Here is a 26998-nt window from a genome sequence, read left to right as displayed (position 1 = left end):
TATCAGAACTGGTAGGTCATACCCAGAGCAACGATGTCATCGCTGCTCACGCCCAGTTTATTGTCGTCATCAATCTGGTTGATTTTATAATCAACAAACGCGGACATATTCTTGTTGAAATAATAGGTCGCGCCCACGTCGATGTATTTCACCAGATCTTCGTCACCCACACCTTCGATATCCTTGCCTTTAGACTGGACATAACCCAGGGACGGGCGCAGACCGAAATCGAACTGGTATTGTGCAACAACTTCAAAGTTCTGAGCCTTATTCGCAAAACCACCCGAAATTGGGGTCATATTGCGGGTTTCAGAGTACATCGCTGCCAGATAAATATCGTTAGCGTCATATTTCAGACCGGTTGCCCATGCTTCCGCTTTTTTACCTTCGCCACGCGTCAGCAGGTTTTGTGCGTTAGTACGGTCAGAGTTGGTGTAGGCACCGCTGACGGCGAAGTCGCTGCCACCGAAGTCATAGGTCAGAGAGGTACCGAAACCGTCACCGTTCTGTTTTTTGACATCGCGGTTTTCGTTTTTGCCCTGATACTGCAGGGTCATATCCAGGCCATCAACCGCACCGAAGAAGTCGGTGTTACGGTAGGTGGCAAGACCACTCGCACGTTTGGTCATGAAGTTATCAGTCTGGGCTGAAGAGTCACCGCCGAACTCAGGGAACATATCGGTCCAGGCTTCAACGTCGTACAGTGCGCCCAGGTTACGACCGTAATCCAGAGAGCCAATGTCTTTCAGTTTCAGACCAGCAAACGCCAGACGCGTTTTCTGTGTAGAGTCGCTTTCGGCTTTGTTACCGGCAAATTCAGCTTCCCAACGGCCATAGCCCGTCAGCTGATCGTTAATCTGTGTTTCGCCTTTAAAACCGAAACGGACGTAAGTCTGGTCACCATCTTTAGTGTCATCATCGCTGATGTAGTGCATTGCTTTAACTTTGCCGTATACGTCCAGTTTATTACCGTTTTTATTATAAACTTCGGCTGCGTGTACAGATGCGGAAGCCACAACGCCCATTACCACTAATGCCAGTGTGCTCTTTTTCATTTTCGATCCTGTCTTATAAACGCGCTAAAAAATTCGCTGGACGATAAGCTCATGCTTAAGTCCCGTGAAAAAACAGAAAGGGTTTTAACGTTACGCAATGAAACTTTTATGACAAATTAAGAATAATTTTAAAAAACTGTGATTTATTATTTCGGTAATAAAACTGTCAAATTTTGCCGCTACGCTTCCTGATCCCGCGCAACAAAGTGTTTCGCGATGTGCTAAGGCAGTTGGCAACGGGGCTGACACCTGTTAAAACGTTCGTTTGACATCATTTTCCCTTATCGTTGAACGGCAGAGAATCATGAGTGACAGCCAGACGCTGGTGGTAAAACTCGGTACCAGTGTTTTAACAGGCGGATCGCGCCGCCTTAATCGCGCCCACATTGTTGAGCTTGTACGTCAGTGCGCTCAGTTGCATGCCGCAGGGCATCGTATTGTAATTGTGACCTCCGGGGCGATTGCCGCCGGGCGTGAACACCTGGGTTACCCCGAACTCCCCGCGACGATCGCCTCGAAACAGCTGCTGGCCGCCGTGGGACAAAGCCGACTCATTCAACTCTGGGAACAGCTGTTTTCTATCTATGGCATCCACGTCGGGCAGATGCTGCTGACGCGTGCGGATATGGAAGACCGGGAGCGTTTCCTGAACGCGCGCGATACGCTGCGCGCGCTGCTGGATAACAACATCGTTCCCGTCATTAACGAAAACGATGCCGTTGCCACCGCTGAAATCAAAGTGGGTGATAACGATAACCTCTCGGCGCTGGCCGCGATTCTGGCAGGTGCTGATAAATTACTGCTCCTGACCGACCAGCAGGGGCTCTTCACCGCCGATCCGCGTTCAAATCCAGATGCTGAACTGATTACCGATGTACACGGTATCGACGATGCGCTACGCGCCATCGCAGGTGACAGCGTTTCAGGCCTCGGGACCGGCGGGATGGGGACCAAACTGCAGGCTGCTGACGTGGCATGCCGTGCCGGTATCGACACCATCATTGCTGCGGGCAGCCGTCCTGGCGTGATTGGCGACGTGATGGAAGGCATCTCCGTGGGAACCCGCTTCCACGCGCAGGCATCCCCGCTGGAGAACCGTAAACGCTGGATCTTTGGCGCACCGCCGGCAGGCGAACTCACCGTTGATGAAGGGGCGACCGCCGCAATTCTGGAAAGAGGGAGCTCATTACTTCCTAAAGGAATTAAAAGCGTGACAGGCAACTTCTCGCGTGGTGAAGTGATCCGTATCCGTAATCTCGAAGGTCGTGACATCGCCCACGGCGTAAGCCGCTACAACAGCGATGCCCTGCGCCGTATTGCGGGTCACCATTCACAGCAGATCGACGCCATTTTGGGTTATGAATATGGCCCGGTTGCCGTGCATCGTGATGACATGATTATTCGTTAAGGAGCCAGAAAATGCTGGAACAAATGGGCGCAGCCGCGAAGGCCGCCTCTTACAAACTGGCGCTCCTTTCCAGCCGCGAGAAAAACCGCGTACTGGAAAAAATCGCTGATTATCTGGAATCGGAGTCGCAGGACATTCTGCTCGCCAACGAGCAGGATCTGCTGGAAGCGCGTCGCAATGGCCTGAGCGAAGCAATGCTCGACCGCCTGGCGCTGACCCCGGCACGTCTGAAAGGCATCGCTGACGATGTCCGCCAGGTCTGCAATCTTGCCGATCCGGTAGGTCAGGTCATTGACGGTGGGCTGCTCGACAGCGGGCTGCGCCTTGAGCGTCGTCGCGTGCCGCTGGGCGTGATTGGCGTGATCTATGAAGCCCGTCCCAACGTTACGGTTGATGTCGCTTCCCTGTGCCTGAAGACCGGCAACGCCGCCATTCTGCGTGGCGGGAAAGAGACCTGGCGTACCAACGCCGCGACCGTAAACGTTATCCAGCAGGCGCTGGAAGAGTGCGGCCTGCCGGCAGGTGCCGTACAGGCAATCGAGAGCCCGGACCGTGCGCTGGTGAACGAGATGCTGCGTATGGATAAATACATCGACATGCTGATCCCACGCGGTGGCGCGGGCCTGCACAAGCTGTGCCGTGAGCAGTCGACCATTCCTGTGATCACGGGCGGTATCGGCGTGTGCCATATCGTGGTTGATGACAGTGCCGAGATTGAACCGGCGCTGAAGATTATCGTCAATGCCAAAACCCAGCGTCCAAGCACCTGTAATACGGTTGAAACGCTGCTGGTGCATCAGGGCATCGCCAACACCTTCCTGCCTGCTCTGAGCAAACAGATGGCCGAAAGCGGTGTGACGCTGCACGCGGATGCCAACGCGCTGGCACTGCTGAAAGATGGCCCGGCGACGGTGGTACCGGTCAAAGCGGAACAGTACGACGACGAGTTTCTGTCGCTGGATTTGAACGTGAAGGTGGTTGCGAGTCTTGACGATGCCATTGCTCACATCCGTGAACATGGTACCCAGCACTCGGATGCGATTCTGACGCGTACCCTGCGCAATGCCGATCGCTTTGTGAATGAGGTGGACTCCTCTGCCGTATACGTGAATGCCTCAACCCGCTTCACCGACGGTGGCCAGTTCGGCCTGGGCGCAGAAGTTGCTGTCAGCACGCAGAAACTGCATGCAAGAGGCCCGATGGGCCTGGAAGCACTGACCACTTACAAGTGGATCGGCTTCGGTGATGATACGATTCGTGCGTAAATAATCACGGGTGATGCAAAAATAGCCGTTTGATTCAAAAGGGCATTGACGCATCACCCGGTTAGATTTAACCTTTTGCCCCGTGGTTACGCTCGTAACCGGCCTTTCAGGGCCGATATAGCTCAGTTGGTAGAGCAGCGCATTCGTAATGCGAAGGTCGTAGGTTCGACTCCTATTATCGGCACCATCCTAACGTCTCCCAAAGTCGACTAAATTTCACCAAAATCCCTTATATCCTGCGCTCTGAAACCTTTTAGTACCTCCACGTCTACAAAAATCTCCTGAAATCAATGGTCAGTAGGTGCAAGGGTATTTGCAGTTCGGTCTTAAGTAGGTATCTCCAGGTGAAACTTAATGCCACTAAGAGAAGGCTTACATGTTGGCTAATGGTGGTGGCTTGTATCTCATAATCCATCCTTAAGGCGGCAAATACTGGCGCTTAAAATATCATGTAGCCGGTATAGAGAAGCTGGGTTAGTCGGCAGAAGGTTTACGGCTGGATAGCCCGCGGTGAAATGTTATTTCAGGCGAAAAGTGGATGTCGACGCATCACAGGCTAAACAAAACCCCGCCGGTGCTGGCGAAGACCAGACTGAAATGACGTGGGCGCAGGCCGCCGCATGGGTATGGGAGCATGACGGCGGGAAAGAACTGCCAGCTGATATTGACGCTGGCCAGCGGATAGAGGCAGCTGCTGAGCTGAGTTTTGATGTTCAGCACGAACCCGAAGAGCAACTAATGATTCTCCTAGCCGGATGAAGAAACCCATAGCTTCTATGGCAAAGATCACATGGCTGGTGGTCTGCGTTTCCTGCGTTCCGGGCTGGCCTATGTGGCCGCAATGCATCCCGACACCCAGGATGACTGGAGCGAAACAGGATTAAAGGCACTCTGTCTGCTTGCAGGTGAGAAACTGTAAACCCCCGGCCAAACCTAACTCCTCTAACTTGACACTTTTTCGTGAAAAACAGGGAAAAGTGTCAACACAACCTAACGGATCCTGACGCCTACGAACAGCTGCTACAGCAGAAGTGTAAAGGGCTGGCGTTGAGATTTGTTGAGCCTTGGCTGTTAGCTTTTGTTAATCCTGATGCGAAGCTGGGCAGGTGTCAGCCTGTTATGGTTTGTTATGCCTTACCAGGGAAAACTAGGGGTAAAGTGTCAACCGCTACCGCTTCAGAAAACTTCAGGTGCGGGAACACAGGAGGGGAGGTGTTAAGCACTCCCCCTTTGCAACCATCCTCGTGCCTCTTTCAAGTCGCTGTTCTGGTTTGCCCGGACGCTGGCGTTCAGATTGAGTTGTCAAAAGTTGTCACCCACCGGCAGCGCCAGTAGGGATTTTTGGCAGAACGCGCTCTAAGTTACAGTTGCTTTATTCAGGCGCATAAAAATATTTTAATTTCAGTATTTACAATAAATCGGAATATTAATTAGCGTTAAAGCGTCATCTCAATTTGCGGTATTACTTGATCCTTCCAGTAAGGAAGAATGGGTAAACAAATAAATCTATAAATGAACCAACAAGCATAGATACAATCTGGCTGGTAACAGTCTCCAGCCGACAATTTACCATGTGCGACTTTGTGTCTTAGTGAAGGACCTGCTTTGTAATTGAAAAGCATATCGATCTCATGAACTATATCCTCCCCAAGTATTTCAACTAAATCAACACGTTTATTTTCCAAAAGCCCTGACAATGAACGGTCCTCCTGAAGTCCGTCTGCAGTAAATTTGAACGAATCTCTTCCGCTACAGAAGAGAATATGACGTAGTGTATTTTCAAGTTGAGGGATTAATATATATGCGGCTGATGAAAAATCACCTTGCCATAACCGGGCGAATCCTAAACTGAAGAGATGTTCATGGCCAAAAGGTACAAAACAACTTAAACTTACAATAGCATCGAAATGCCTTAATTCTACGGCGTATTGTAACATTGTAGTATGCCGGGCTGGCTTAATTCTTGACTCAGCGATAAAATATCTTAGGCTGCTCATATGTGTAATGGAGTTTGATTTTAACCACTCATTGCCAGAATCTTGTTCTGAAGCGTGGATGGATGTTTTAGCTATAGGCTTGCCTTCCTGATCAAGATGTATTGAAGTGGGAAATAAGATGGAAAATCCACTTTTATCGTTTTCTGAGATTTGTTCTTTTAGGCTTTCAATAGATGGTGATTTTGATAATATCGCAAAGCAATACAATATTTCCGGTAGGCCTATATTTGTAAACTGATTAATTGTTTCATCGCATTCTTCTGATAGTTCGCAAGGTATTTCATAAGGAACCATCTCAGATAGGCTGGCTAGTTGTAAATCTCTCAATCTTACACGCAGGTAATCAATTTTATCCTGAAATCCTCCGGCTATTTGAAGTTCAGTGATAGCCTGTCGCACCCAACTAGCTTGCGCAGCATAGCTTGAAACTTGTTCGCACATCCTTAGTGTTTCATTAGAATACTCTTCTAAACAGCGTCGGCGACCTTCTGTATTATTAATTTTTTGATAGCATTTTGCAGCAAGTGACCATACTTTTTTTCTTGCTTCTGGGTAATCCTTTATACTTCCTCTTTTAACAAGATTTTCTGCATCTTCAGCAACTTCTTGAAATGTTTTTATTTTATAGCCTAAAGCTAACTCTCCAATTCTAGAAAATGCTACATATATGCAATTATCATGTGTGAAATAATAAAATCGCTCAAAAGTTTCTGTGAGGTGAGGTGGGATACGATCACGTTTACTCATCATTCCATTTATATAAAGAGCTCTTTGCAATAAATTTATTAATTCAAACAGGTTTTTATAATTATCAGCGGGTAGTTCTTTGTTTAAATGTTCTCGAACTATATTAGAATATGCCTTAACAGCTTCGATTCCACAGTTGTATTTCTTACGATCATTCGTCCAAACTATATCTGCAACTCTGCCCTTCAATGGTAAGTTTTTAATATCAACAACAATATCTGAAAGAAGAGAGTTGTAATCATTTTTTATATTTTGAGGCGTAAACATTCTATGCTCGGCATCTTGCCATCTTGGATGCCAAGTATCGGCAGGATCATCAGATGACATTCGCATTGAACAAAGCGTAGCTAATAATCTATAGGCTTTATATGCTGAATGATTTTCACGTTCTAGCGCTGAGGATGCTAATTTATTTAGCTGAAGCCACATATCTATATCACACAGACCTTCATAATCCTCTAATAGCGATGTAAGTTGTATGCTGTGTAAATCATCAATAGTAGTTTTATCGTCTAAATGATTTTCACTTTTTCTTCCCTGGTTCGTTGAGTCTGTCATAGATTCTTCCCTTCATTGAAAATGTTGAAGTAGGTGCTTTAAATTTTCACCCGACGCTTAGCTGCTCTTAGCTTATTGCATCTGGAGGCTGATTTACAATATTGCTCTTAAAGGAGTAACACTTTATATTTGTAATAGATGTGGTGATAATGAAAGTGCATAACTGATTGATTCATAATGATTTATTGTGCTAACCATTCTGAGAGTTATGGTATGAGAAAGTCCAGTGGTTACAAAAATGATCGTTTGCCGTCACACAAAAAAAATCTTTTAACTTCAGAAACTAGAGAACGTGTAGTTGAAGGGCTGGTAGCTTCTGCAACAGCCGATTTTGTAGTTCTTGTGGATTGGTTGAAGTATGGAAGAGGAAAGGGTGAACCAATCCCCGTAGCAAAATGTGAAAGTTTAAGGGAAAGAATATCTCATCTTCAGACACTTAAGAGCGGGGTGCAAACAGACTGGAAAAACGTGCTCAAGCTGATGGAGGATACGATACATAAAAGTCACAAAGTTAAAGAAATTGCTCCACCTCCTTCGAAAATTGTCACCAGTGTGCTTAGCAAATTGAACGTAATAAGCTTGGATGTTGCATCAGGAAAGGCAACACCTGACATGCTTGCCAGTCTTCAAACTATGCTTCAGCTAATTTCTGGTCTGAAGGGAAGTGAGGATCTAAAAAATAGTGTTGGCTTAGTCATGGAAGACACAATCAGAGCACTACGTGGTTATAAAAGACAACAAGCAAAGCCTAAGCTCAGAAAAGCTGTTAACCCAACCGATTCTCAGCGTGACGAAAACATTTTTAGGAGTGAATGTGAGCCTTTAATTGGATTAAGTGATGTTTTCATTATCGCAGACTGTGTAATAGCTATGTCCGCTCGTCTAGGGTGTTCTCCAATCAGCTTTATAAAAAGAGCTGCTGCTATGAAAGGTGTAATTGATCCTGTAATCCTACCAGAGTTATTAGAGTTGCTTCAGCAAGATGACGAACTGACCAGAATGGTTGTTCCCATTAAAATCACAGATGATAATACTCGAAGTGATGGTGGGAAACTTGTTGGATTGACTGGAATCGTTGAAGGTGGCGCAGCTATCGGCGTAGAAGCTCAGCGTTTAATCACAAAAGAGCTAAGAAAACATCCATCGCTAACTGCCGCGCAACAAGTCTCGTTTGATACAGCTCGGGCGAGTTTGGCTCTGGAATCTGATCCATTTAAAGTTATCGAAGAGGTAAAACGGATAGCCATTGGCCTGAACTGGAGCCCTTTGACTGTTGCAGCTTACGCAGTACATAAATTTCCTAGGATTAAGCCGGACATTGCTGGAGACGTTATTACATTATTGGCTCAAGATGAGTTACTTACTGAAAATGGTAAAGGTAGGTGAATGCTAATCATCAAAGAGTCATTATTCTCTCTTGACGATTGTTTTAGCGAGTGCCCCCGATTATAAAACCGATTATTTCTTGTTCAAAAGGAGGTTAATAAAACAAATTGGGGGTATCTTTGGGGGTATCTCTCACATCAATATAGAATAGAATTTTTATAAATCATGGTTTTATCTTTTGTGTATTGCTCCTATTATCGAATCGCCACGTACTATGTCATTCCTCACCTTGCCTGAACATAAGTAAAATAAAAGGCATACAAGAATCCAAATGTGCCTCAATATCGGTTTTCTCAACGGGATCAATTAAACCAATCGCCGCCTGCCGAAGAGGTTCGGCGACACACATGGCGAGTATGACTTTGGCACTGGTATCTGCAGGTAACATCGGCAACCAGCCCTGTTTTTGCTGCCGTGTAATCCACTCAGTGAGTAATTGTTGGCCGCGCGCTATGCCATTTTCAGTGTATTTCTTGAGGAGATCATCTTTACCAGGAAATTCAGTATTGAGAAGACGAAACATTTTCACGGCGGTTACTGATAGCGCCTGACCACAAATCGCAGCCAGTAATTTTCTTAGCGCCGGTAAAACGTCATTCTTATCTGTCGGATCGCTCTGCAGGAGTGGGGCGTAGTTATCCGTCCAGTTTCGAACCGAAAGGCCAAGCAATTCCTCCCTGTTTTTCGCAAAGCGATAGACGGTCTTTTTGGCAACGCCTGCATGCGATGCAACCGCCTCAATTGTTGTGGCGTCATAGCCTTTGTCAAAGAGCAAGGCCATCGCGCTACCAATGATTTGTTTCTTCACCTCTTCCTCAGGGACTGAGGGACGTCCGCGTGGTTTGGTTGGTGAGGTCATCCTGGAGATTCCTTTTCGCTTGTCATACGACCATTCTATCGGTAATGTTTAGGAAACGCACTTCGTTTCCAAAATGGTGCGAACTTCCCAATGCTAATGGAGAAAAAAATGCGACAACACGATATTGCCAGGCCCTGGCTGGATTATTCGGCATTGCTTGATCCTTCTCCCATGTCGCTGGAGACAGGTATTAAACGTCTGGATGACGGGAGTCTGCTGGTCGCCGTACGCACCGATTTACATGGCTGCAAAGGACGTATGATTAACTGGTGGTTTACCTTCTTTGAAACGACGCAGCATATAAAATGGTGGCATCCCGTTGATCATGTTGAGCATCGTGGATGGGACGCCAACTGGAAGCGTGGGGAAAGTTTTTACGGCGCAAGCATCCATGCAGTTGAATCATTAGCTGAAATCCCTCCCATTCCCGCGCGTCTTAAATTCCATCACCCTGCATCAGTATTTGGCGAAATGGCTGTCGACAAGGCAATGGCGGATGGGAGTGTCTCGGCAATCATTGCCGCAAGGATAGGCTTCGGTGAAAAAACTGAACTGGATAGCCAGGGCGACCCGCTGGACGGACAAATGCTACATGTTGTCCGGGATACGCCTTTTGGTTGTGTGCTGCGTAGCCGGTTTATTCTGGGTATGAGTAATAACGACCACGCTGAACCTGCCGATGACGTTGGATTAGCGCTTATGCGACACTGTTATACAGAGTTCACGTTCTTGTCTCGTTTCCTGCCTTCTCTGTATTACGGCGAGAAAGCGAATGATGAGAAAATCGCGCTTCCCTGGTAACACGCAGGTTTAACTGCTCAGGTAAACCTGTCGACGAGGGTAATCATGCCCACCGTGTATTACCGGGCCAGACCAACGTTATCTCAAGCGTGACGCACACTGGCTAAGCAGTGATGCCTGGTTTAACCAACGCGTAGCCAAACCGGCATCACTTCATATCTGAAATGAATTCAGCGTAACAAAATCAATCGACGGATTTTACTGTGATTCCAGTAATGCTGAAATCGTTACCATCGCCGCTGGCTTTATGGCTGAAAATTTCCAGCACATTATCGCCCTGCGCCGCCGTAAAATCACCTGACAGCGTGACCCACTCGCCTTTCACGGAAAGAGCTGTAACCGAGGTAATATCCTGGCCTGCCACCCGCAGTGACAGTTCGGGTATCACCTTGTAGTCATTATCCCTGCGAGCCTGAAGGCTGAAGCGATAGCGTTTCCCCGGCTGGAGTTCCGAATAATGTTTATAAAGCAGCACACCATTGTGTGTCCGGCCTTTAACATTGGTGGTCGGAAAACGAATCATGGTCGCGCCACCTTCTGAGTAAAACTCATGCTCAGGCGTTGCCGGTCCGAACTGCCAGTGATTCAGATGATTATTCGTAAACTTACTCTCATCCAGGAATGGTTTTGCTGGCGGCTCGGGACTGACAGGGGAAGTGTCCGGCGCAGCGGGGGGTGAGGAGGGGGGCACCGGTTTGTTGTGATGTTCCTGACACGGGCAAGGGGGCGTATTTTCTTTGCAACGACAGTCGCTGGCGCAAGCGTCAATCAGGTTCTTAAGCACATCAGCAAGCGTATTCACCGCCCGGACAATCTCAGGGGCCTGTGCGCACAGATCGCTGCCATTACCGGGCGTCTTCGCTGGCGTTTTGCCTTCCAGCGCATCTGCTTCTTCTTTTTTGTTCGCCACGCTGTCGTGTTGCGTGGCCTTACTGGCGCAAATGGTGCTTTTTAAAACCGAGGCAAAATCGGCAATGCCGGAGGTGTAGATATAATGCTCACCACCCGTACGAAGCGCCAGGCGCTTGTATTCCCGAACCATGGCTTTCTCATCATCCGGGGTGGGATAAGGTAATGAGACATGAGGCGTGCCCAGATAGGAGTGGATTTTGACACCGTACTCCAGGGCGGTGGCAATGGCATCATCGCAGGCTTTGATGCGGCCCGCATCCAGGGTCATCTCCCCGCCTTTCAGACTTTCGTCTCCCAGCACAAAAACATTCTTTTCAGCGCCGTCACGCCAGTTGTAATGACGGATAACGTCCTCCGCAGCAGGCGCCACATCTTCCTGAGCGGGGTTCCCCTCTTTGACATACTCTCTGCCTTTCAGGGCGGACGGGTTAGCACCAGCCTCGCTCGTCAGGAACTGACGGACCGTTTTATTAAATTTGGTGCCGGCAAAAACGCCTTCGATACCCAGAAAATCAGTTCGTAAATCCGAAGGGCAGGCTTTTCTGGCCTCCTCAATGGCGCTCTCAAGTTTTGCACAGAGCGCTTCCGCTTCATCCTTCATTGAAAGACTGCTGTCGATGATGAAAACCAAATCAACTTTTTTATTGTCCATAATGCTCATATCAGGGGCTCCATTAACGTTCATTTTTGTTTTCCAGTGAACCGGCAGGGAAGGCCGTGAATGGCACGTTGCCTCCCTGCGGGCATTTCAACCGAGCACAACAAACCTGACGTCATAACCTCCCGTATTATTGGCGTATTCAGACGCAACATTTGTATCGTTAAAAATGAATGAAATTTCGCCATCAGCAGGGACTTCCCAGTCGCTACCGCCGCTTCCGATACCGTAAATATGCTCACCCGCTTTGATCAGTAATTTCCCCGCCAGTGCTTCTGGCAGGACAAAAGTGGGATCCGGTTTTTGTGCTGACGGATGCTGGCTGTCGCCGTCAGGTCCAAAGCTGCGACCGCGGCTGTCGTACTGAGCGGTACCGGCAGCAATCAGCATCACCTTGTCCCCTTTGCTCACGGATACGCCGGTGTGGGTCCAGTCACTGCGTGTTGCGGGAACATGACCTTTCCAGTCCGCCTTTTGAGCCGCCGCTTTCTTTTCGTCTTCAGCGATATACACAACCGCGCTGAAAGCGCCGCTGTTGTCGCGATGTGAAGAGTCACTGACCACGAGAATCAGCTCGCCGTCTTCCGGTACCGACCACTGGTAAACACCACTGCCAATGTCATAGCTTTTTCCGGATGCACTGAATCGGGCTTTCAGCACCTTATCGTTCCGTAAGACAAAGCCCTCTTTTAGCCTGCCGTATGGCGATGCCAGGGCGTAGTCTTCCTTACCGTATTTAATCCATCCTTCCGCAATAATACTGATTTTTTGCCCGGCTTTTAGTTTAAGTCCGGTATTAATGCCCGTGTCAGCAGTTGCGTCGATATTGCCCGACCATGCAGGTGAAACAGTCATATAATTCTCCGTAATCGTGACAGCGTAGAGCGTCCAGCTTGTCAGTGGTATGAGGTAATAAATAGCCTACAGATAATGTTTTTTCTTACTAAGGGGTACGGCATTCACAATCAGAATATAAACAGATATGCCACTCAGCAAATAATATTCTGGAAATGATGCTGATGATTTCCGTTCGCCTCCCGTCTGCTGCAGTTCTGTGAATTAAATATTAGGATTAATCTCATGCTGTGTTTTGTTGCTCCAGAGCGGTAATGCGTGTGTGTGAGAGGTATATGTTGAAACCAAAAAAGTAATACACATGGTAACTAAGTGGATATTTGTTAACCCATTAATTTTCCGTCGGGGAGGCGAGAAATTAAGTGGAAAGGTAGATGTTTTTTATTGGGCGGATATCGCGGCAGGCGGTGCTGTAATGCGCCCTCTCACTGCTTCGCGTACCTATTATTACCGCCGGTCAGGTAAGGTAATTAATTTACTAAAGGTATAATTACAGTCATGATTAAAAGTGCGATTACTCCTACAGTTAACATTAAAATCAATTATAAATCAGTGTCTTAGTTGTTGGTTGTGTCGGTGTATTTATATAAATCGCAGCGTAAAAAAAGAAATCGCATTATTCTTTCGACATAAGTCTGGAAAGGATAAATATATTAATATGCATCCATGATGAAATGTTATGAATAATAAATGTGATGTCTGTAACATGCAGGGGAGTTTTGTCTTTGATTGATGCAAAGCACGCATCAAATGTAATGTTAATGAGGTTTGATAAAGGAGAATAGCATGACGGCTAAGCCAGAATGGTCCGGAGAAGTTCCTGCAAATATTCCTGCCGGTATTAATACAGGCCTGCAACTGAATGCCGGTGATGAGATAACGATAATGGCCTCTGGCTGGATTAAATACGGTAAAGAAGAATTTGCGCTGGCGGTGCCGGATGGCAGGGTGAAAGAAGGACTCATTACCTGCAATGATAAGGTGCTCAAGGCGAGATTTGATACCTCTGGAAAAGGTTATGATATAGGCGGTGGAGTATACAAATGGGCGACTCCCCAGAGCGGTACCCTACATCTGTATATTGCCGATACAGAGGCTGGATACTCTGATAATACCGGCAGTTTCAGCGTCAATGTATACCGGTAAGAACGGGTCGTTTCGGATACAGCGATTTCAGCCCCATTGATATGGCGGCAGGGATTATGTCCGGCGTTCTCAAACCGATATCTTATTCATTCCAATATTATTCGCAGAACTCAGCAGATGATAAGAAGACTAATCAACAATATTCTCTGGTACTCTACCGGGTGGGTGTTTTTTGGCCTGATAGTGCTCAGTGGAATCGCAGGGGGACTGGCGGCTTCAGTCCTGCATTTTACTACAACGGATGCATTCCTGGCCGCATTTTGCCTTTTTCTGTTGCTGTCATTGCCCGTTTGCTTCTGGCTGCACCGGTTATCTCGCATACACCGGCGTCAGTAATGTACACGCCCACAAGGAGAGTCTCTGTGAGCGTGTAGTGTTTCCAGTGCTGAGCATGCGCAGTCGCGTTACTGGCGCTTATCCTGCAACGCCTTCAGGGGTAAACGCCATACGTCATAGCGCTCCTGGCCAGGTTTGACCGCGCCAGCAAAATGGTCGTTCAGGCTGCTGGAGGTAAAGATCAGGTCCCCGTCCGGATTGATGGCCGGCGTGTCCGGCCAGTGTACGCCGTCGTTTGACGCCATCAGGGTCATTGAGCCACTCTTCGGTTCATATCTGACAATACCGTTGTGTGTCACATCGGTGATATAGAGGTTGCCTTCGGCATCGGTCACGATACCGTCGGTATTGCCTCCCACCGATCCAAGATCCCGGATCTGCGCCGCAATCTGCGCATCGTCAGCACCTGGCTTTCGCAGAATGTCAGTCGGTACCGCAAATGCATGGGTCCCTGTTGTCACCGTCCAGTAGAGCGTGCCAGTATCCGGAGACAGCGCAATACCGTTGATGCCAATCAGTAATGGATGACCAGGCCAGACTTCAGCCCCGTGCGAGACCACCTTCACACCCGGCTCAATCTGCAGGTCTGGATGACGGTCGAGCACGCGTCGGGCAGTGCCGGTTGCGAAATCGGCGATGATAAGACCGACGCGGTTCTCAGGCGCACTGCGCGAGCCGCTGTCGGAGATGTAGGCGACACGGCGCGTCTCATCAACAACCACATCATTGAGGAAGCTCGCCTTGCGGTCTGCCACGCCATCCAGTGGAATGCGTTTGATCGTGCGGCCGGTACTCAGATCCAGCACCATCAGTTTCTGCGAACCCACGGGGGATTCCGCTTCTCCCGCGACGAACCCCATATCCAGGGCCCACAGCCAGCCATTCTTACGGTCAATATAGAAGCCAAGCACGTTACGCAGGTTCTGATCGGGAGCGGTTTCCACCGCATTCCCCTCGCGGGACGGAAATGCCGTGAGGCGCGCCGGTCCGGTCTGCACGGTCGTATCAAGAATACTTAACGTCGCGGGTGCGCCGGCTGAAACCAGTCGAGGGGTGCTGACAAAGGCTCTTCCCTTTGCATCAAAGTGGATGCCTGCGATGGGCGCGTTAACCGAGCCGGAAAACGGCGTCGGCGTTTCCCCCTTCTCAGGCGTATTCCAGGTTACGCCGGTATAGCTGCGCCAGCGCTCAAGAGGGGCCTGGTTCGCTGCGCTGGCTACGCTCGCAAAAGAGAACAACATTGCCATCGCGATGGCGGACATATTACGGGTACGTTTGAACATTTCTATGCTCCGGTAAATAGGGGAAAGCAGGGGACACTGGTTCCCCTCAGGTCATGACGGCTGCTGCATTAAAGAATGGAGCGGAAGGTGCCGCCTTCGACGCGCACCGCGGCACCGTTAGAGGCAGCGCCCAGCGGGCTCGCCAGCAGCGCGACCATCGCGGCTATCTCATCAGCATCGATCATTCGCGCGATAAGAGAGCTGGGACGGTAGGTCTGGAAGAAATTCGCTTCGATCTCCTGGTCGGTCATACCCGGTGCAGGTGCGGTCTGGCGCAGGTATTCGATAATGCCGTCGGAGCGGGTCGCTGAAGGCAGTACGCTGTTGACCGTAACGCCCGTCCCCTTCGTGAGTTCGGCCATACCGCGCGAAACGGCGAGTTGCGCCGACTTACTGACGCCGTAATGCACCATGTCTGGCGGCGTGAACGCGCCGACTTCGCTCGACATAAAAATCACCCGGCCCCAGTTGCGTTCCAGCATGCGCGGGAAGTAATGCCGTGACAGGCGAACGCCGGACATGACATTGATGTTGAACATGTTCAGCCACTCATCATCGGTGATGTCGGCGAAGTCTCGGGCTTCGTAAAAGCCCAGGTTGTTGATGAGAATATCGGTGTCATGGCAGGCCGCGATCAGGGCTTTTGCCCCCTCAGCGCTTGCCAGGTCGGCAACGATGGCGGTGACCTGCGCCTGAGGCTGAGCGGCGGTAATGTCTGCCACGGCGTATTGCAATTTCGCGTGGTCACGACCAGTAATGGTGACGGCCACGCCTTCGCGCGCCAGCGTGCGGGCGATGGCCAGACCAATCCCCGCGGTTGCGCCAGTAACGAGTGCTGTCTTACCGGTGAGTTGAAGATCCATGATTTTACCCTCTGGTGATGAATGCGCACACTTTACTCATCGCCCAACTGGAGATAAATTAGCGGAATTGAAAAACATTTGTTCCTGAAAGAGCATAATGAGCAGAAAATTCGATTATCTTGGCGATGTTGAGGTATTCATCGCTGTCGTAGAACACGGCTCATTTACTGCTGCTGCCGTCGCCCTGTCCACCACGCCCTCGGTGTTGAGTCGTGCGGTTTCCCGCCTTGAGACGCGTCTGGGACGACAGCTTTTACAGCGAACCACCCGTCGGGTAGGCCTGACCGAGGCAGGGCGAGTTTATCTGGAGCAGGCGCGCTCTGCTTTTTCCCTGCTGGATGAAGCTGAACGTGATGGGCAGGGCCAGGAAGGCGACCTGACCGGACGCGTGCGCATGAGTGTACCGACGACCTACGGTCACTATCGCCTGCCGCCCTTGCTGGCGCGATTCTCCCAACACTACCCGCGTGTTCAGGTGGATCTGAACATCACCAACCGCAACGTCGACCTGATTGCTGAAGGGTTCGATCTGGCGATTCGTTTGGGTCAGATGCCCGACAGTGGTTTAGTCGCGCGTAAACTGGAGGATGCCGCTTTGCTGCTGGTCGCATCACCCGCGTACCTTCACAGGATGGGGACTCCGCAAACGCTGGATGATTTGCACCGACACATGTGTCTGCCGTTTATTTTGCCGCGCACCGGTCGCATCGCTCCGTGGGTGTTTCGGGAAGACGAACGCGATGTGGACTGGCTACCCGCTTCACCTATCGAAACATCGGATGATGTGCTGGGTGTCGTCTCCCTGGCTGAACACGGTATGGGGATTTGCCAGAGCTATGAATTTATCGTCCAGGACAGGATACAGCGCGGTCAGCTGGTGGAGGTGCTTCCTCACCTTCGCGGACGCTCGCGGCCGTTCTCGGTGATCTTCGCGCCACACCGGCGCCAGTCCGCTGCCACCCGCGCGATGATTGATCTCCTGACCAAGCAATAACGACAAGGGAAGGGTGCAATATGAAAAAAACGTCTTATTCGTTTTTGATTCCAGCGATTGTTGGGGTATTGACGCTGGTAATTTGTTTTATTACCTGGCGCGTAGAAATTTACCGTGTGACATTTATTAACGCTCTCGCAATGCAATACATCGCGACCGGCTCATTGCTCTTGTCGCTGGCTTTGATGGTCATTTTTATCTGGAAGGGACGGTTGAAAGGCTGGCCATTTTCTGAGCGTCTAAAAGTGTTCATTGGCACCTTTTTTATCAGCATGCCTCTCGCCATTTTCGTCGTCTTTACGGCGGTTTATTTACTGGATGGGAAAGTGTCGTCCTGGAGTGCTCCTTACAAATATAAATCTGTAGGCAGATATAATTGTGAAGGGGCTGAAGTATATGAACCTGAACTGAAAGAGAAGATACGTATTTGTCACCCAATGGGCGACTATCAACTCGATAACACCTTATATGTTGAAAAACGCAGTAATGCGCTGGGTATCGTGGTGCTTTGGGCTATCACGCGCTCATGAACAGGGGAAAGCCTCAGTGGCGCAACATGAGGTCTAGCCCGCCTCCAGCATCCCAAAACTTACAATCCGCGATCGGCCCAGTTCTTTAGCCCGGTACAAAGCCACATCGGCTGCACGCAGCAGGTTGTCACTCTGGGCGTGCTGCGGATAGCTGGCGATACCAATCGAAACATCGACTGGCCCAATCTCCGTGAGTCCATAACGTAGCGACAACCCTTGTACGCCGTTGTAAATCTGTTGAGCACAGTCATGCGCTTCTTCTTCATCAGCACCGGAAAGCAGTACTAAAAACTCCTCCCCGCCGTAGCGGAAAGCCATTCCGTTGTCATGGGTAGCCCGCTGAACAATCGTCGCTACGCTTTTAATAACCTGATCACCCGCTTCATGGCCAAACCGGTCATTAATGTTCTTGAAGTGATCGATATCGATCATCATGCAACTCAGTGGTTCGCCGTTACGAATGGCCTGTGTCATTTGGGTATGAAGCGTATCTTCCAGATGATGGCGATTGCGCAAGCCGGTCAGCGGGTCGAACAAAGCTTTTTCCAGCAACGCATCGCGTAGCCGCTGGTTTGCCAGCGCCAGACCGAGCGCTTCGGCCATCAGTTCGAGATAAGCACGGGCAGGGGCATTTTCCGCGGTGATATTCTGGAATGAGAGCAGACCAATGGCCTCGCCCTGGGCAATGAGCGGCACGCACAGCGAACGATAAGCCAGTGATTCCGGCAGATGATAGCAGGCGATATCCGGCTTACCGCTGAACGGGGGATGGCTCTGACCACGCCTTACTGCCCAGCATTCGTCAGGATGAAACGTCATCTCCTCTCCCGTGGGGGAGAGCCACTGGGCAACGCAGCGCATCTGCCAGGGATCGCGGTCAAGGACATAGAGCCGGCCAGGGACCCCCGGGGCGATATTGGGGGCAAACATCTCCGCCACGTTGATAACATCGGTAAAGTTCTCACACCCTTGCAGCCGCTGCGTCATGCGGGCCAGCAGTTCGCGGACAGCCCAGTCGGCGTCGCGCTCTTTTTCCAGCCGTTGCCGGGCAAGGCCGTTTTCACGAAAAATACGGATCGCCTGCGCCATATCGCCAATCTCATCAATCTGATTAAAATTCGGCGTTTCGACGGCGTAATCCTGCGACGCCAGACGGTGTACCACGTCGCTCAGACGCACCACGGGGCGCAGCACGCGACGTTTCAGGATAAAGCCCAGGACAAACAGAAACAGCAGGGCGGTCAGGCCAACCATCAGTTCAGAGGCCGTACGCAGCGCTTTCGATTTTTTGGTGGCATCCTGCACGGACGCAATCACCCGCTTGTCGAGGATCTGGCGAAAGTGATCAATCTGGTTTTGTGCGCGTTCCAGCGCCTGCTCATAGGGGGCACCATAAAGCAGGGCAATGGCCTGAGCATCTTCTCCCCGCTCTGTACTGGTCAGGGCCGTCTGCTGTTCATCCTGTAGCTCATCGATAATCTTGAGACCTTCCCGCAGCAGGGACAGCTCCTCATCGGACGCGCCGTTATCGCGCAGTTTATCCAGCCTCAGTTCGACATTTTTCAGGTTGTTCTCTGACTGGCTGTATTGTCTGAGGGTTTGCGGATCTTTTTTTATCACGTACAGGCGGGCTAAATCGGACTGCGCCCAGGCGTCGGTTTCAATATCCTCCGTCAGCTCATCAAAGCGCTGCCGCTGTTCAACGGCGTGACGTTCCACGGTGTCGGCATTGGATGCCATCAGCATGATGATGCCTGAGACAAGGGTCAGGCAGACCGTGGCACCATAGGCCCAGTTAGTTATCGTTGCGATTCGCACCTGTGGATCCTTTTACGACATGAGAAGGATGGCGTTCTTTCAAATTATAGAAAACGTTTGATTTAAGGCGAAAAAAAAGGCGGCACAGTGCCGCCTGGTGTGGTCTTTATCGTCATATCATCACAAATCTGGAGGGTTTTTTCCTTCCTCGATGAAATCCGCATCCAGCTCTTCGGCGTTACCCGCGTGATCGCGACCGGAGAACAGGTTCCAGCAGGCGATGAACAGCGCAGCGATCAGCGGCCCAATCACAAAGCCATTAATGCCGTACAGCTCCATCCCGCCAAGGGTTGAGATGAGGATCAGGTAGTCCGGCATTTTGGTGTCTTTCCCCACCAGCAATGGACGCAGAATATTGTCCACCAGCCCGACAATGATGACGAAGAAGCCAACGATAAAGAGACCCTGCCAGAGCTGATGCGTGGCGAACAGGAAGATGGCGGCCGGCACCCAGACAATGGCCGAGCCGACGGCCGGAACCAGCGAAAGGAACGCCATCAGCGCGCCCCAGAGTACGCTACCGTCAATACCAGCGATGGCAAATGCAATCCCGCCGAGCGTGCCCTGAACCACCGCCACTACCGCCGTACCTTTTACCGTTGCCCGCGAGACGCCGACGAATTTGGCGAACAGATGCTGTTTGGCAAAATCAGACAGAGGAAGCGAATCAAGGATCTGGCGTACCAGATACGGACCATCTTTCAGCAGGAAGAACAGCAGATAAAGCATGATGCCAAAGCTGATCGCAAAGCCAAACGTCCCTTTACCAATCAGAAACGCGCTGCCGGCCAGATACTGTCCGCCCTGCAGGGCCACATCGGAGAGTTTTTTCTGGATCTGTGCCGCGTTCGTCAGATTGTGGTCCGCAAGGAAGCCGCTGGCCCAGCCTGGCAGGTGGTTAAAGATGCTCGCCACCACTTCCGGGAATTGGGTGTTGTTCGCTTGCAGCTTGGTGTACACCACGTTCAGTTCAATGGCGAGCGATGAAAAGATCACCATCAACGGGATAAAGACGATGAGGCAGATAATGCCGATGGTTAACAGCGAAGCCAGTCCGTTGCGATCGCCCATCGCCGCGCGCAGCTTGTTTTTTACCGGGTTAAAGATAACGGTAAGAATGGCGGCCCATAAAATCGCGGAGAAGTAGGGGGAGAGCACGTCGAAGAAAGCCCAGGTGACAAGGGCGAGTATGAAGATAAAGAAACCTTTGGTCAGTCCGTTAAAGCGCATCAGTTGATCCTGTAACGATGAAACTGTGTCGACTATAGAACTGATTGAGGGATTTACCAAGAATTGCGCTGCTGTAAAACCCCGCGTATGAACCCGCTCGTTACGGATACCACTTTCGACTGACCGAAGAACGCCAGGGTCCGCGCCATGCTGTAAGTATCTGCTTGCGGAGGTGCTTATGGCCTGGCGTCCGTTCCTGTATGTGATCCTCACAACCCACCCCAGACTCAGCGCGCGGCGCGCTCGATTACGTCTGGTCGTCTAGCTTTTTCTTAACAATCGCGGTATAACACACCTTCTTTGGATGTTTAGATGTCCATACGTATAGAAGGTAATATGCAAACACAACAAGAAAATGGGCAGCTTAAGCGCACCATGAAAACACGCCACCTGATTATGCTCTCGCTGGGTGGGGTCATTGGGACAGGGCTATTCTTCAATACTGGTTATATCATTTCAACGACCGGGGCCGCGGGAACGCTGCTGGCGTACCTGATTGGCGCGCTGGTGGTCTGGCTGGTGATGCAGTGTCTGGGCGAACTTTCCGTTGCGATGCCGGAAACCGGCGCGTTTCACGTCTATGCCGCCCGCTATCTTGGACCGGCTACAGGCTATACCGTGGCGTGGCTTTACTGGCTTACCTGGACGGTGGCGCTCGGGTCGAGCTTTACCGCCGCCGGGTTCTGTATGCAGTACTGGTTCCCGCAGGTGCCCGTCTGGACGTGGTGCGTGGTGTTCTGCGTGGTGATCTTCGGCCTTAACGTCATCTCCACGCGCTTCTTTGCCGAAGGCGAGTTCTGGTTCTCGCTGGTGAAAGTCATCACCATTATTGCCTTTATTATTCTTGGCGGTGCTGCGGTGTTTGGCTTTATCCCGATGCAGGACGGTTCTCCCGCGCCGGGCTTAACCAACCTTACCGCCGAAGGCTGGTTCCCGCACGGCGGCCTGCCCATTCTGATGACCATGGTCGCGGTGAACTTCGCCTTCTCCGGGACAGAGCTTATCGGTATCGCGGCGGGTGAGACGGAAAACCCGCACAAGGTGATTCCGGTTGCCATTCGTACCACCATTGCCCGGCTGATCATCTTCTTTATTGGTACCGTGTTTGTGCTGGCCGCGCTGATCCCGATGCATCAGGCGGGCGTGGAAAAAAGTCCGTTTGTACTGGTGTTCGAAAAGGTCGGTATTCCGTACGCGGCTGATATTTTTAACTTCGTGATCCTGACGGCCATCCTGTCGGCGGCGAACTCGGGCCTGTACGCTTCTGGCCGCATGCTCTGGTCGCTCTCGAATGAAAAAACGCTGCCGCGTTGCTTTGCGCGCGTTAATAAAAACGGCGTACCCATGACGGCGATTTCTGTTTCAATGCTTGGCGGCGTACTGGCGCTGTTCTCAAGCGTGGTGGCACCGGACACGGTGTTTGTCGCACTGTCCGCCATCTCAGGCTTTGCTGTGGTGGCGGTCTGGATCAGCATCTGCGCGTCGCATTTTGTCTTCCGTCGTCGCCATCTTCAGTCTGGTCAGCCGCTTTCCGCTCTGCAGTATCGCGCGCCGTGGTATCCGCTGGTGCCGGTGCTTGGCTTTATCCTCTGCGTGGTGGCCTGTGTTGGTCTGGCATTTGACCCGAGTCAGCGTATTGCCCTTTATTGCGGGCTTCCGTTTGTTGCCCTGTGTTATGGTGCCTACTACCTGACCCGAAACATGACATCGCAGGAGCCTGAACATGTCGCAGAATAATCCGCTTACCGCCATCCTTGAAAAACAGCCATTTGTGGTGCTGGATGGCGCGATGGCGACGGAACTGGAAGCGCGCGGTTGTAATCTTGCAGACAGCCTGTGGTCTGCCAAAGTGCTGGTTGAAAACCCGGATCTTATCCGCGACGTTCATCTGGACTACTACCGGGCGGGGGCGCAGGTGGCGATCACCGCCAGCTATCAGGCCACGCCTGCGGGGTTTGCCGCACGAGGCCTGGATGAGGCGCAATCCCGTGCGCTGATTGGCAAAAGCGTGGAGCTGGCGCGTAAGGCGCGCGAAGCGTATCTCGCGGAAAACCCTCATGCAGGCACGCTGCTGGTCGCGGGATCGGTTGGGCCGTATGGTGCATACCTGGCGGATGGTTCTGAGTATCGCGGTGACTACGTGCGAAGCGCAGAAGCGTTTACCGATTTCCATCGCCCGCGCGTGGAAGCGCTGCTGGATGCCGGGGCAGATCTGCTGGCCTGCGAAACGCTGCCATCCTTTGCTGAAATCAAGGCGCTGGCGGCGCTTCTGGCCGAGTATCCCCGGGCCCGGGGATGGTTCTCGTTTACCCTGCGTGACAGCGAGCACCTCAGCGACGGCACGCCGCTGCGCGATGTGATTTCTGCGCTGGAACGCTATCCGCAAATTGTGGCGCTGGGGATCAACTGTATCGCGCTGGAAAATACCACCGCGGCACTGAAACATCTTCACAGCCTCACCGCACTGCCGCTGGTGGTCTACCCGAATTCGGGGGAGCATTATGACGCCGTGACCAAAACCTGGCATCACCATGGCGAAGCCTGCGAAACGCTGGCGGGCTATTTACCCCAGTGGCTGGCGGCCGGGGCGAAGTTGATTGGAGGATGTTGCCGGACCACGCCCAAAGACATTGCGGAGCTAAAGGCGCAGCGCTGATGCTGTGTGTCGTCTGATGCATTCACTTCATCCCTCTCCCGTCGGGAGAGGGAGCCAGAATAAACCCCACAAAATTCACTATCCTTTGCCACTTTTTTTCTAAAAACGAATCGGAATTAACGATTCTTTTTTATTCCTTTATCAAAATTCCTGCGCCGGAAATACTGCCCTCATAACAACAAGGGGAGCAGTCACAATGGCAATTTCATCGCGAATTACACTTCTCGGCGCGCTGGCGCTGCTGGCATTTCAGGCACAGGCGGTAGACGTTACCGTCGCGTATCAAACCTCTGCGGAACCGGCAAAAGTTGCGCAGGCGGATAACACCTTCGCCAAAGAAAGCGGCGCGAAGGTGGACTGGCGTAAATTCGACAGCGGGGCGGCCGTCGTGCGCGCATTAGCGTCCGGCGATGTGCAGATTGGCAATATCGGTTCCAGCCCGCTGGCGGTGGCTGCCAGCCAGCAGGTGCCTGTTGAGGTTTTCCTGCTGGCGTCACAGCTCGGGAATTCTGAAGCCCTGGTCGTGAAGAAAAACATCACCCGGCCGGAAGATCTGATTGGCAAGCGCATCGCCGTGCCGTTTATCTCCACCACCCATTACAGCCTGCTGGCGGCGCTCAAACACTGGGGCATCAAGCCGGGCCAGGTGCAGATCATCAACCTGCAGCCACCCGCAATTATTGCCGCCTGGCAGCGTGGGGATATCGACGGCGCTTACGTCTGGGCACCTGCCGTGAATGCGCTGGAAAAAGACGGCACCGTGCTGACAGATTCCGAACAGGTGGGGCAGTGGGGCGCGCCGACGCTCGACGTGTGGGTCGTGCGTAAAGACTTCGCGGAGAAACACCCAGAGGTGGTGAAGGCGTTTGCTAAAAGCGCCATTGACGCCCAACAGCCTTATCTCAGCAACCCCGATGCGTGGCTGAAAGAGACGGGCAATCTGGAAAAACTGTCGCGCCTGAGCGGTGTTCCGGAAGCGGACGTGCCGGGGCTGGTGAAAGGCAATACCTATCTCACGCCTGCACAACAGGTCCAGCAGCTCAATGGGCCGGTCAATAAAGCGATTGTCGATACCGCTACGTTTCTGAAAGAGCAGGGCAAAGTGCCTGCGGTGGCGACAGATTACAGCCAGTACGTGACCGATCGCTTTGTGAAATAAGGGGGAAGCGATGCTGAATATTACAAATCTGTCTGCTGATTACGGCGGTAAACCCGTGCTGGAGGAGATCAACCTGACGCTGGACAGCGGTGAATTGCTGGTCGTGCTGGGTCCGTCCGGGTGCGGCAAAACCACGCTGCTGAATCTGATCGCCGGGTTTGTACCGTATCAGCATGGTTCCATCCAGCTGGAAGGGAAACGGGTCGAGGGTCCGGGTGCAGAGCGCGGCGTGGTCTTTCAGAGTGAAGGGCTGCTTCCGTGGCGCAACGTGCAGGAAAATGTCGCCTTCGGCCTGCAGCTTGCGGGGATTCACCGTGAACAACGGCTGGCGACCGCGCGTGAGATGCTAAAAAAGGTGGGGCTGGAGGGCGCTGAAAAACGTTTTATCTGGCAGCTTTCCGGTGGCCAGCGTCAACGGGTCGGGATTGCCCGCGCGCTGGCGGCAAACCCACAGCTGTTGCTGCTGGATGAGCCGTTTGGTGCGCTGGACGCCTTCACCCGTGAGCAGATGCAAACGCTGCTTTTGCGCCTGTGGCACGAAACGGGCAAGCAGGTACTGCTGATTACCCACGATATCGAAGAGGCGGTGTTTATGGCGACCGAACTGGTGTTGCTTTCGCCGGGGCCGGGTCGTGTGCTGGAGCGGTTGCCGCTCAGCTTTGCCCGTCGCTATGTGGCCGGTGAACCGGTCCGCAGTATCAAATCCGATCCGCTGTTTATTGAACAGCGCGATTATGTTTTAAGCCGCGTATTTGAACAACGGGAGGCATTCTCATGAGCATTGTCTTCAGTGAAAAAACGCGCCGTCCTCGTCTCGCGTTACGCTGGCCGTTCTCTCGCCAGATCACGCTGAGTGCGGGCACGTTGCTGGTATTGCTCGCGGTCTGGTGGGCAGTGGCAGCGCAACAGTGGGTTAGCCCGTTGTTCCTTCCGCCACCGGGACAGGTGCTGGCGAAACTCATCACCATCGCCGGGCCGCAGGGTTTTATGGATGCCACGCTCTGGCAGCATTTAGGTGCCAGTCTGGCGCGTATTCTGGTGGCGCTGCTGGCGGCGGTAGTGATTGGCATCCCGGTGGGTATCGCGATGGGGCTGAGCCCGACGGTGCGCGGCATTCTCGACCCGCTGATTGAGCTATACCGTCCGGTCCCACCGCTGGCCTATCTGCCGCTGATGGTGATCTGGTTTGGCATCGGGGAAACCTCGAAAATCTTGCTGATTTATCTGGCGATTTTTGCCCCGGTTGCTATGTCGGCATTGGCTGGGGTGAAGAGTGCACAGCAGGTGCGTATCCGCGCGGCGCAGTCGCTTGGTGCCAGCCGTCTTCAGGTGCTGCTGTTTGTGATTTTACCGGGCGCGCTGCCGGAGATTTTAACCGGGTTGCGCATTGGCCTCGGGGTGGGCTGGTCAACGCTGGTGGCGGCTGAGCTGATCGCCGCCACGCGCGGATTAGGGTTTATGGTGCAGTCGGCGGGAGAGTTTCTGGCGACTGACGTCGTGCTGGCAGGGATCGCGGTGATCGCCGTGATCGCCTTTGGATTAGAACTGGGGTTGCGCGCGCTACAGCGACGTCTGACGCCCTGGCATGGAGAAATACAATGAGTGAACGTCTGACCATCACCCCGCTGGGGCCATATATTGGTGCGCAGGTCTCCGGCCTGGACGTGACCCGTCCACTGAGCGATAACCAGTTCGAGCAGTTGTACCACGCGGTGCTGCGCCATCAGGTGGTGTTCCTGCGCGAACAGGCGATCACCCCGCAGCAGCAGCGTGCGCTGGCCCTGCGCTTCGGCGATCTGCATATTCACCCGGTCTATCCCCATGCGGAAGGCGTGGAGGAGATCATCGTGCTGGATACCCATAACGATAATCCGCCGGACAACGACAACTGGCACACCGACGTGACGTTTATCGAAACGCCACCTGCCGGGGCGATACTGGCGGCGAAGCTGTTGCCGGACACCGGTGGAGATACGCTGTGGGCCAGCGGTATCGCCGCCTTCGAGGCGCTGTCCGTGCCGTTCCGGACGCTGCTGAGCGGGTTGCGGGCCGAACATGACTTCAAAAAATCCTTCCAGGAGTACAAGTACCGGAAAAGCGAAGAGGAACATCTGCGCTGGCAGGACGCGGTCGCGAAACATCCGCCGCTGCTGCATCCGGTGGTGCGTACGCACCCGGTGACCGGTAAGCAGGCGTTATTTGTAAACGAAGGCTTTACGACGCGGATCGTAGACGTGACGGAAAAAGAGAGCGATGCGCTGCTAAGCTTCCTGTTTGCCCATATCACCAGGCCGGAATTTCAGGTGCGCTGGCGCTGGCAGGAGAACGATCTGGCGATCTGGGACAATCGCGTGACGCAACACTATGCGAACGCGGATTATCTGCCGCAGCGTCGGATTATGCAGCGGGCGACGATTTTAGGGGATAAACCGTTTTACCGTGCGGGCTGATGCCTTCACCTGACCCTCTCCCGACGGGAGAG

24 protein-coding genes, 1 tRNA gene and 1 pseudogene are annotated in these 26998 nt (G+C 52.1%); 16 read left to right on the top strand and 10 right to left on the bottom strand.

Features of this window, described 5'->3' with window-relative positions:
- Positions 1-2: 2 nt before the first annotated feature.
- Positions 3-1055 carry a phosphoporin PhoE gene (phoE, locus tag QLG09_RS19535; protein WP_014168769.1) on the bottom strand — a complete coding sequence of 351 codons (1053 nt, stop codon included), beginning with the start codon at positions 1053-1055 and terminating at the stop codon, positions 3-5.
- Positions 1056-1359: 304 nt separating this feature from the next.
- On the opposite strand from phoE, the gene proB reads away from it, so the two are divergent.
- The 4 genes and pseudogenes from proB to QLG09_RS22405 form a co-directional block, all read left to right on the top strand.
- Positions 1360-2463: a glutamate 5-kinase gene (gene proB, locus QLG09_RS19530; RefSeq protein WP_020882782.1), complete on the top strand. Its 1104-nt coding sequence runs from the start codon at positions 1360-1362 to the stop codon at positions 2461-2463.
- Between the two features lie 11 nt (positions 2464-2474).
- Positions 2475-3728 carry a glutamate-5-semialdehyde dehydrogenase gene (gene proA, locus QLG09_RS19525; protein ID WP_251884347.1) on the top strand — a complete coding sequence of 418 codons (1254 nt, stop codon included), beginning with the start codon at positions 2475-2477 and terminating at the stop codon, positions 3726-3728.
- Between the two features lie 111 nt (positions 3729-3839).
- Positions 3840-3915, top strand: a tRNA-Thr gene (locus QLG09_RS19520).
- A 189-nt stretch (positions 3916-4104) separates the two neighbouring features.
- A pseudogene (locus QLG09_RS22405) lies at positions 4105-4200 on the top strand (Arm DNA-binding domain-containing protein); the annotation flags it as partial.
- A 77-nt stretch (positions 4201-4277) separates the two neighbouring features.
- Here QLG09_RS22405 and QLG09_RS19515 read toward each other — a convergent pair.
- Entirely contained in the window at positions 4278-4463 is a 186-nt protein-coding gene (locus QLG09_RS19515; RefSeq protein WP_282489304.1) for a hypothetical protein, read from the bottom strand.
- Between the two features lie 55 nt (positions 4464-4518).
- On the opposite strand from QLG09_RS19515, the gene QLG09_RS19510 reads away from it, so the two are divergent.
- A complete protein-coding gene (locus QLG09_RS19510) occupies positions 4519-4647 on the top strand; it encodes a hypothetical protein (protein WP_282489302.1) in 129 nt (42 codons plus the stop codon).
- A 517-nt stretch (positions 4648-5164) separates the two neighbouring features.
- Here the strand turns inward: QLG09_RS19510 and QLG09_RS19505 are convergent.
- Positions 5165-7030: a DUF4209 domain-containing protein gene (locus tag QLG09_RS19505; RefSeq protein ID WP_282489301.1), complete on the bottom strand. Its 1866-nt coding sequence runs from the start codon at positions 7028-7030 to the stop codon at positions 5165-5167.
- Positions 7031-7243: 213 nt separating this feature from the next.
- Here QLG09_RS19505 and QLG09_RS19500 point away from each other — a divergent pair, with 213 nt between their 5' ends.
- Complete coding sequence (locus tag QLG09_RS19500) at positions 7244-8416, top strand: hypothetical protein (RefSeq protein ID WP_282489300.1); 1173 nt, start codon at positions 7244-7246, stop codon at positions 8414-8416.
- A gap of 217 nt (positions 8417-8633) precedes the next feature.
- Here the strand turns inward: QLG09_RS19500 and QLG09_RS19495 are convergent, their stop codons facing one another.
- Positions 8634-9275 (bottom strand): TetR/AcrR family transcriptional regulator, encoded by a 642-nt coding sequence (locus QLG09_RS19495; RefSeq protein ID WP_282489298.1) that lies wholly within the window; start codon positions 9273-9275, stop codon positions 8634-8636.
- Positions 9276-9383: 108 nt separating this feature from the next.
- On the opposite strand from QLG09_RS19495, the gene QLG09_RS19490 reads away from it, so the two are divergent.
- Positions 9384-10076: a hydrolase gene (locus QLG09_RS19490; protein WP_282489297.1), complete on the top strand. Its 693-nt coding sequence runs from the start codon at positions 9384-9386 to the stop codon at positions 10074-10076.
- A 184-nt stretch (positions 10077-10260) separates the two neighbouring features.
- Here the strand turns inward: QLG09_RS19490 and QLG09_RS19485 are convergent, their stop codons facing one another.
- Both QLG09_RS19485 and QLG09_RS19480 read right to left on the bottom strand, forming a co-directional pair.
- Positions 10261-11649: a carbohydrate binding domain-containing protein gene (locus QLG09_RS19485; RefSeq protein ID WP_282489296.1), complete on the bottom strand. Its 1389-nt coding sequence runs from the start codon at positions 11647-11649 to the stop codon at positions 10261-10263.
- Between the two features lie 87 nt (positions 11650-11736).
- Positions 11737-12501, bottom strand: coding sequence for a LecA/PA-IL family lectin (locus QLG09_RS19480; RefSeq protein ID WP_014168780.1), 765 nt, complete (start codon positions 12499-12501; stop codon positions 11737-11739).
- A gap of 786 nt (positions 12502-13287) precedes the next feature.
- Here QLG09_RS19480 and QLG09_RS19475 point away from each other — a divergent pair.
- Positions 13288-13647, top strand: a complete 360-nt coding sequence (locus QLG09_RS19475) for a LecA/PA-IL family lectin (protein ID WP_032681601.1) — start codon at positions 13288-13290, stop codon at positions 13645-13647.
- 404 nt (positions 13648-14051) lie between these two features.
- Here the strand turns inward: QLG09_RS19475 and QLG09_RS19470 are convergent, their stop codons facing one another.
- The gene (locus tag QLG09_RS19470; protein WP_149376853.1) at positions 14052-15266 is read right to left on the bottom strand and encodes an L-dopachrome tautomerase-related protein; all 1215 of its coding nucleotides are present in this window, start codon (positions 15264-15266) and stop codon (positions 14052-14054) included.
- Between the two features lie 68 nt (positions 15267-15334).
- Positions 15335-16129 (bottom strand): SDR family oxidoreductase, encoded by a 795-nt coding sequence (locus QLG09_RS19465; RefSeq protein ID WP_049022702.1) that lies wholly within the window; start codon positions 16127-16129, stop codon positions 15335-15337.
- A gap of 97 nt (positions 16130-16226) precedes the next feature.
- On the opposite strand from QLG09_RS19465, the gene QLG09_RS19460 reads away from it, so the two are divergent.
- Together QLG09_RS19460 and QLG09_RS19455 are read left to right on the top strand one after the other, a co-directional pair.
- On the top strand, positions 16227-17123 hold the full coding sequence (locus tag QLG09_RS19460; RefSeq protein WP_282489295.1) for a LysR family transcriptional regulator: 897 nt from the start codon (positions 16227-16229) through the stop codon (positions 17121-17123).
- A 20-nt stretch (positions 17124-17143) separates the two neighbouring features.
- Positions 17144-17653: a hypothetical protein gene (locus tag QLG09_RS19455; protein ID WP_063858387.1), complete on the top strand. Its 510-nt coding sequence runs from the start codon at positions 17144-17146 to the stop codon at positions 17651-17653.
- A gap of 33 nt (positions 17654-17686) precedes the next feature.
- Here QLG09_RS19455 and QLG09_RS19450 read toward each other — a convergent pair whose 3' ends face one another.
- Together QLG09_RS19450 and QLG09_RS19445 are read right to left on the bottom strand one after the other, a co-directional pair.
- Positions 17687-19471, bottom strand: coding sequence for a diguanylate cyclase (locus QLG09_RS19450; RefSeq protein WP_282489294.1), 1785 nt, complete (start codon positions 19469-19471; stop codon positions 17687-17689).
- Positions 19472-19591: 120 nt separating this feature from the next.
- The gene (locus QLG09_RS19445; protein WP_020885256.1) at positions 19592-20701 is read right to left on the bottom strand and encodes an AI-2E family transporter; all 1110 of its coding nucleotides are present in this window, start codon (positions 20699-20701) and stop codon (positions 19592-19594) included.
- A 336-nt stretch (positions 20702-21037) separates the two neighbouring features.
- Between QLG09_RS19445 and mmuP the strand changes: the two genes are divergently transcribed.
- The 6 genes from mmuP to tauD all read left to right on the top strand — a co-directional run bounded on the left by mmuP (position 21038) and on the right by tauD (position 26966).
- Positions 21038-22438 (top strand): S-methylmethionine permease, encoded by a 1401-nt coding sequence (gene mmuP / locus QLG09_RS19440; protein ID WP_025205021.1) that lies wholly within the window; start codon positions 21038-21040, stop codon positions 22436-22438.
- Positions 22425-23357: a homocysteine S-methyltransferase gene (mmuM, locus tag QLG09_RS19435; protein WP_047355623.1), complete on the top strand. Its 933-nt coding sequence runs from the start codon at positions 22425-22427 to the stop codon at positions 23355-23357. Before mmuP ends, mmuM begins: the two co-directional genes overlap by 14 nt.
- Positions 23358-23553: 196 nt before the next feature.
- Positions 23554-24516 (top strand): taurine ABC transporter substrate-binding protein, encoded by a 963-nt coding sequence (gene tauA, locus QLG09_RS19430; RefSeq protein ID WP_282489293.1) that lies wholly within the window; start codon positions 23554-23556, stop codon positions 24514-24516.
- A 10-nt stretch (positions 24517-24526) separates the two neighbouring features.
- Complete coding sequence (gene tauB / locus QLG09_RS19425) at positions 24527-25294, top strand: taurine ABC transporter ATP-binding subunit (protein ID WP_282489291.1); 768 nt, start codon at positions 24527-24529, stop codon at positions 25292-25294.
- Complete coding sequence (tauC, locus tag QLG09_RS19420; RefSeq protein WP_014168802.1) at positions 25291-26118, top strand: taurine ABC transporter permease TauC; 828 nt, start codon at positions 25291-25293, stop codon at positions 26116-26118. The genes tauB and tauC overlap by 4 nt, the downstream gene beginning before the upstream one ends.
- A complete protein-coding gene (gene tauD, locus QLG09_RS19415) occupies positions 26115-26966 on the top strand; it encodes a taurine dioxygenase (RefSeq protein WP_014168804.1) in 852 nt (283 codons plus the stop codon). The genes tauC and tauD overlap by 4 nt, the downstream gene beginning before the upstream one ends.
- Positions 26967-26998 lie beyond the last annotated feature (32 nt).

This window comes from Enterobacter sp. V89_11 (genome assembly GCF_029967775.1).
Lineage (GTDB): Bacteria > Pseudomonadota > Gammaproteobacteria > Enterobacterales > Enterobacteriaceae > Enterobacter > Enterobacter ludwigii.
The sequence above is the reverse complement of the archived record's forward strand: the minus strand, read 5'-3'. Positions and strand labels throughout refer to the sequence as shown.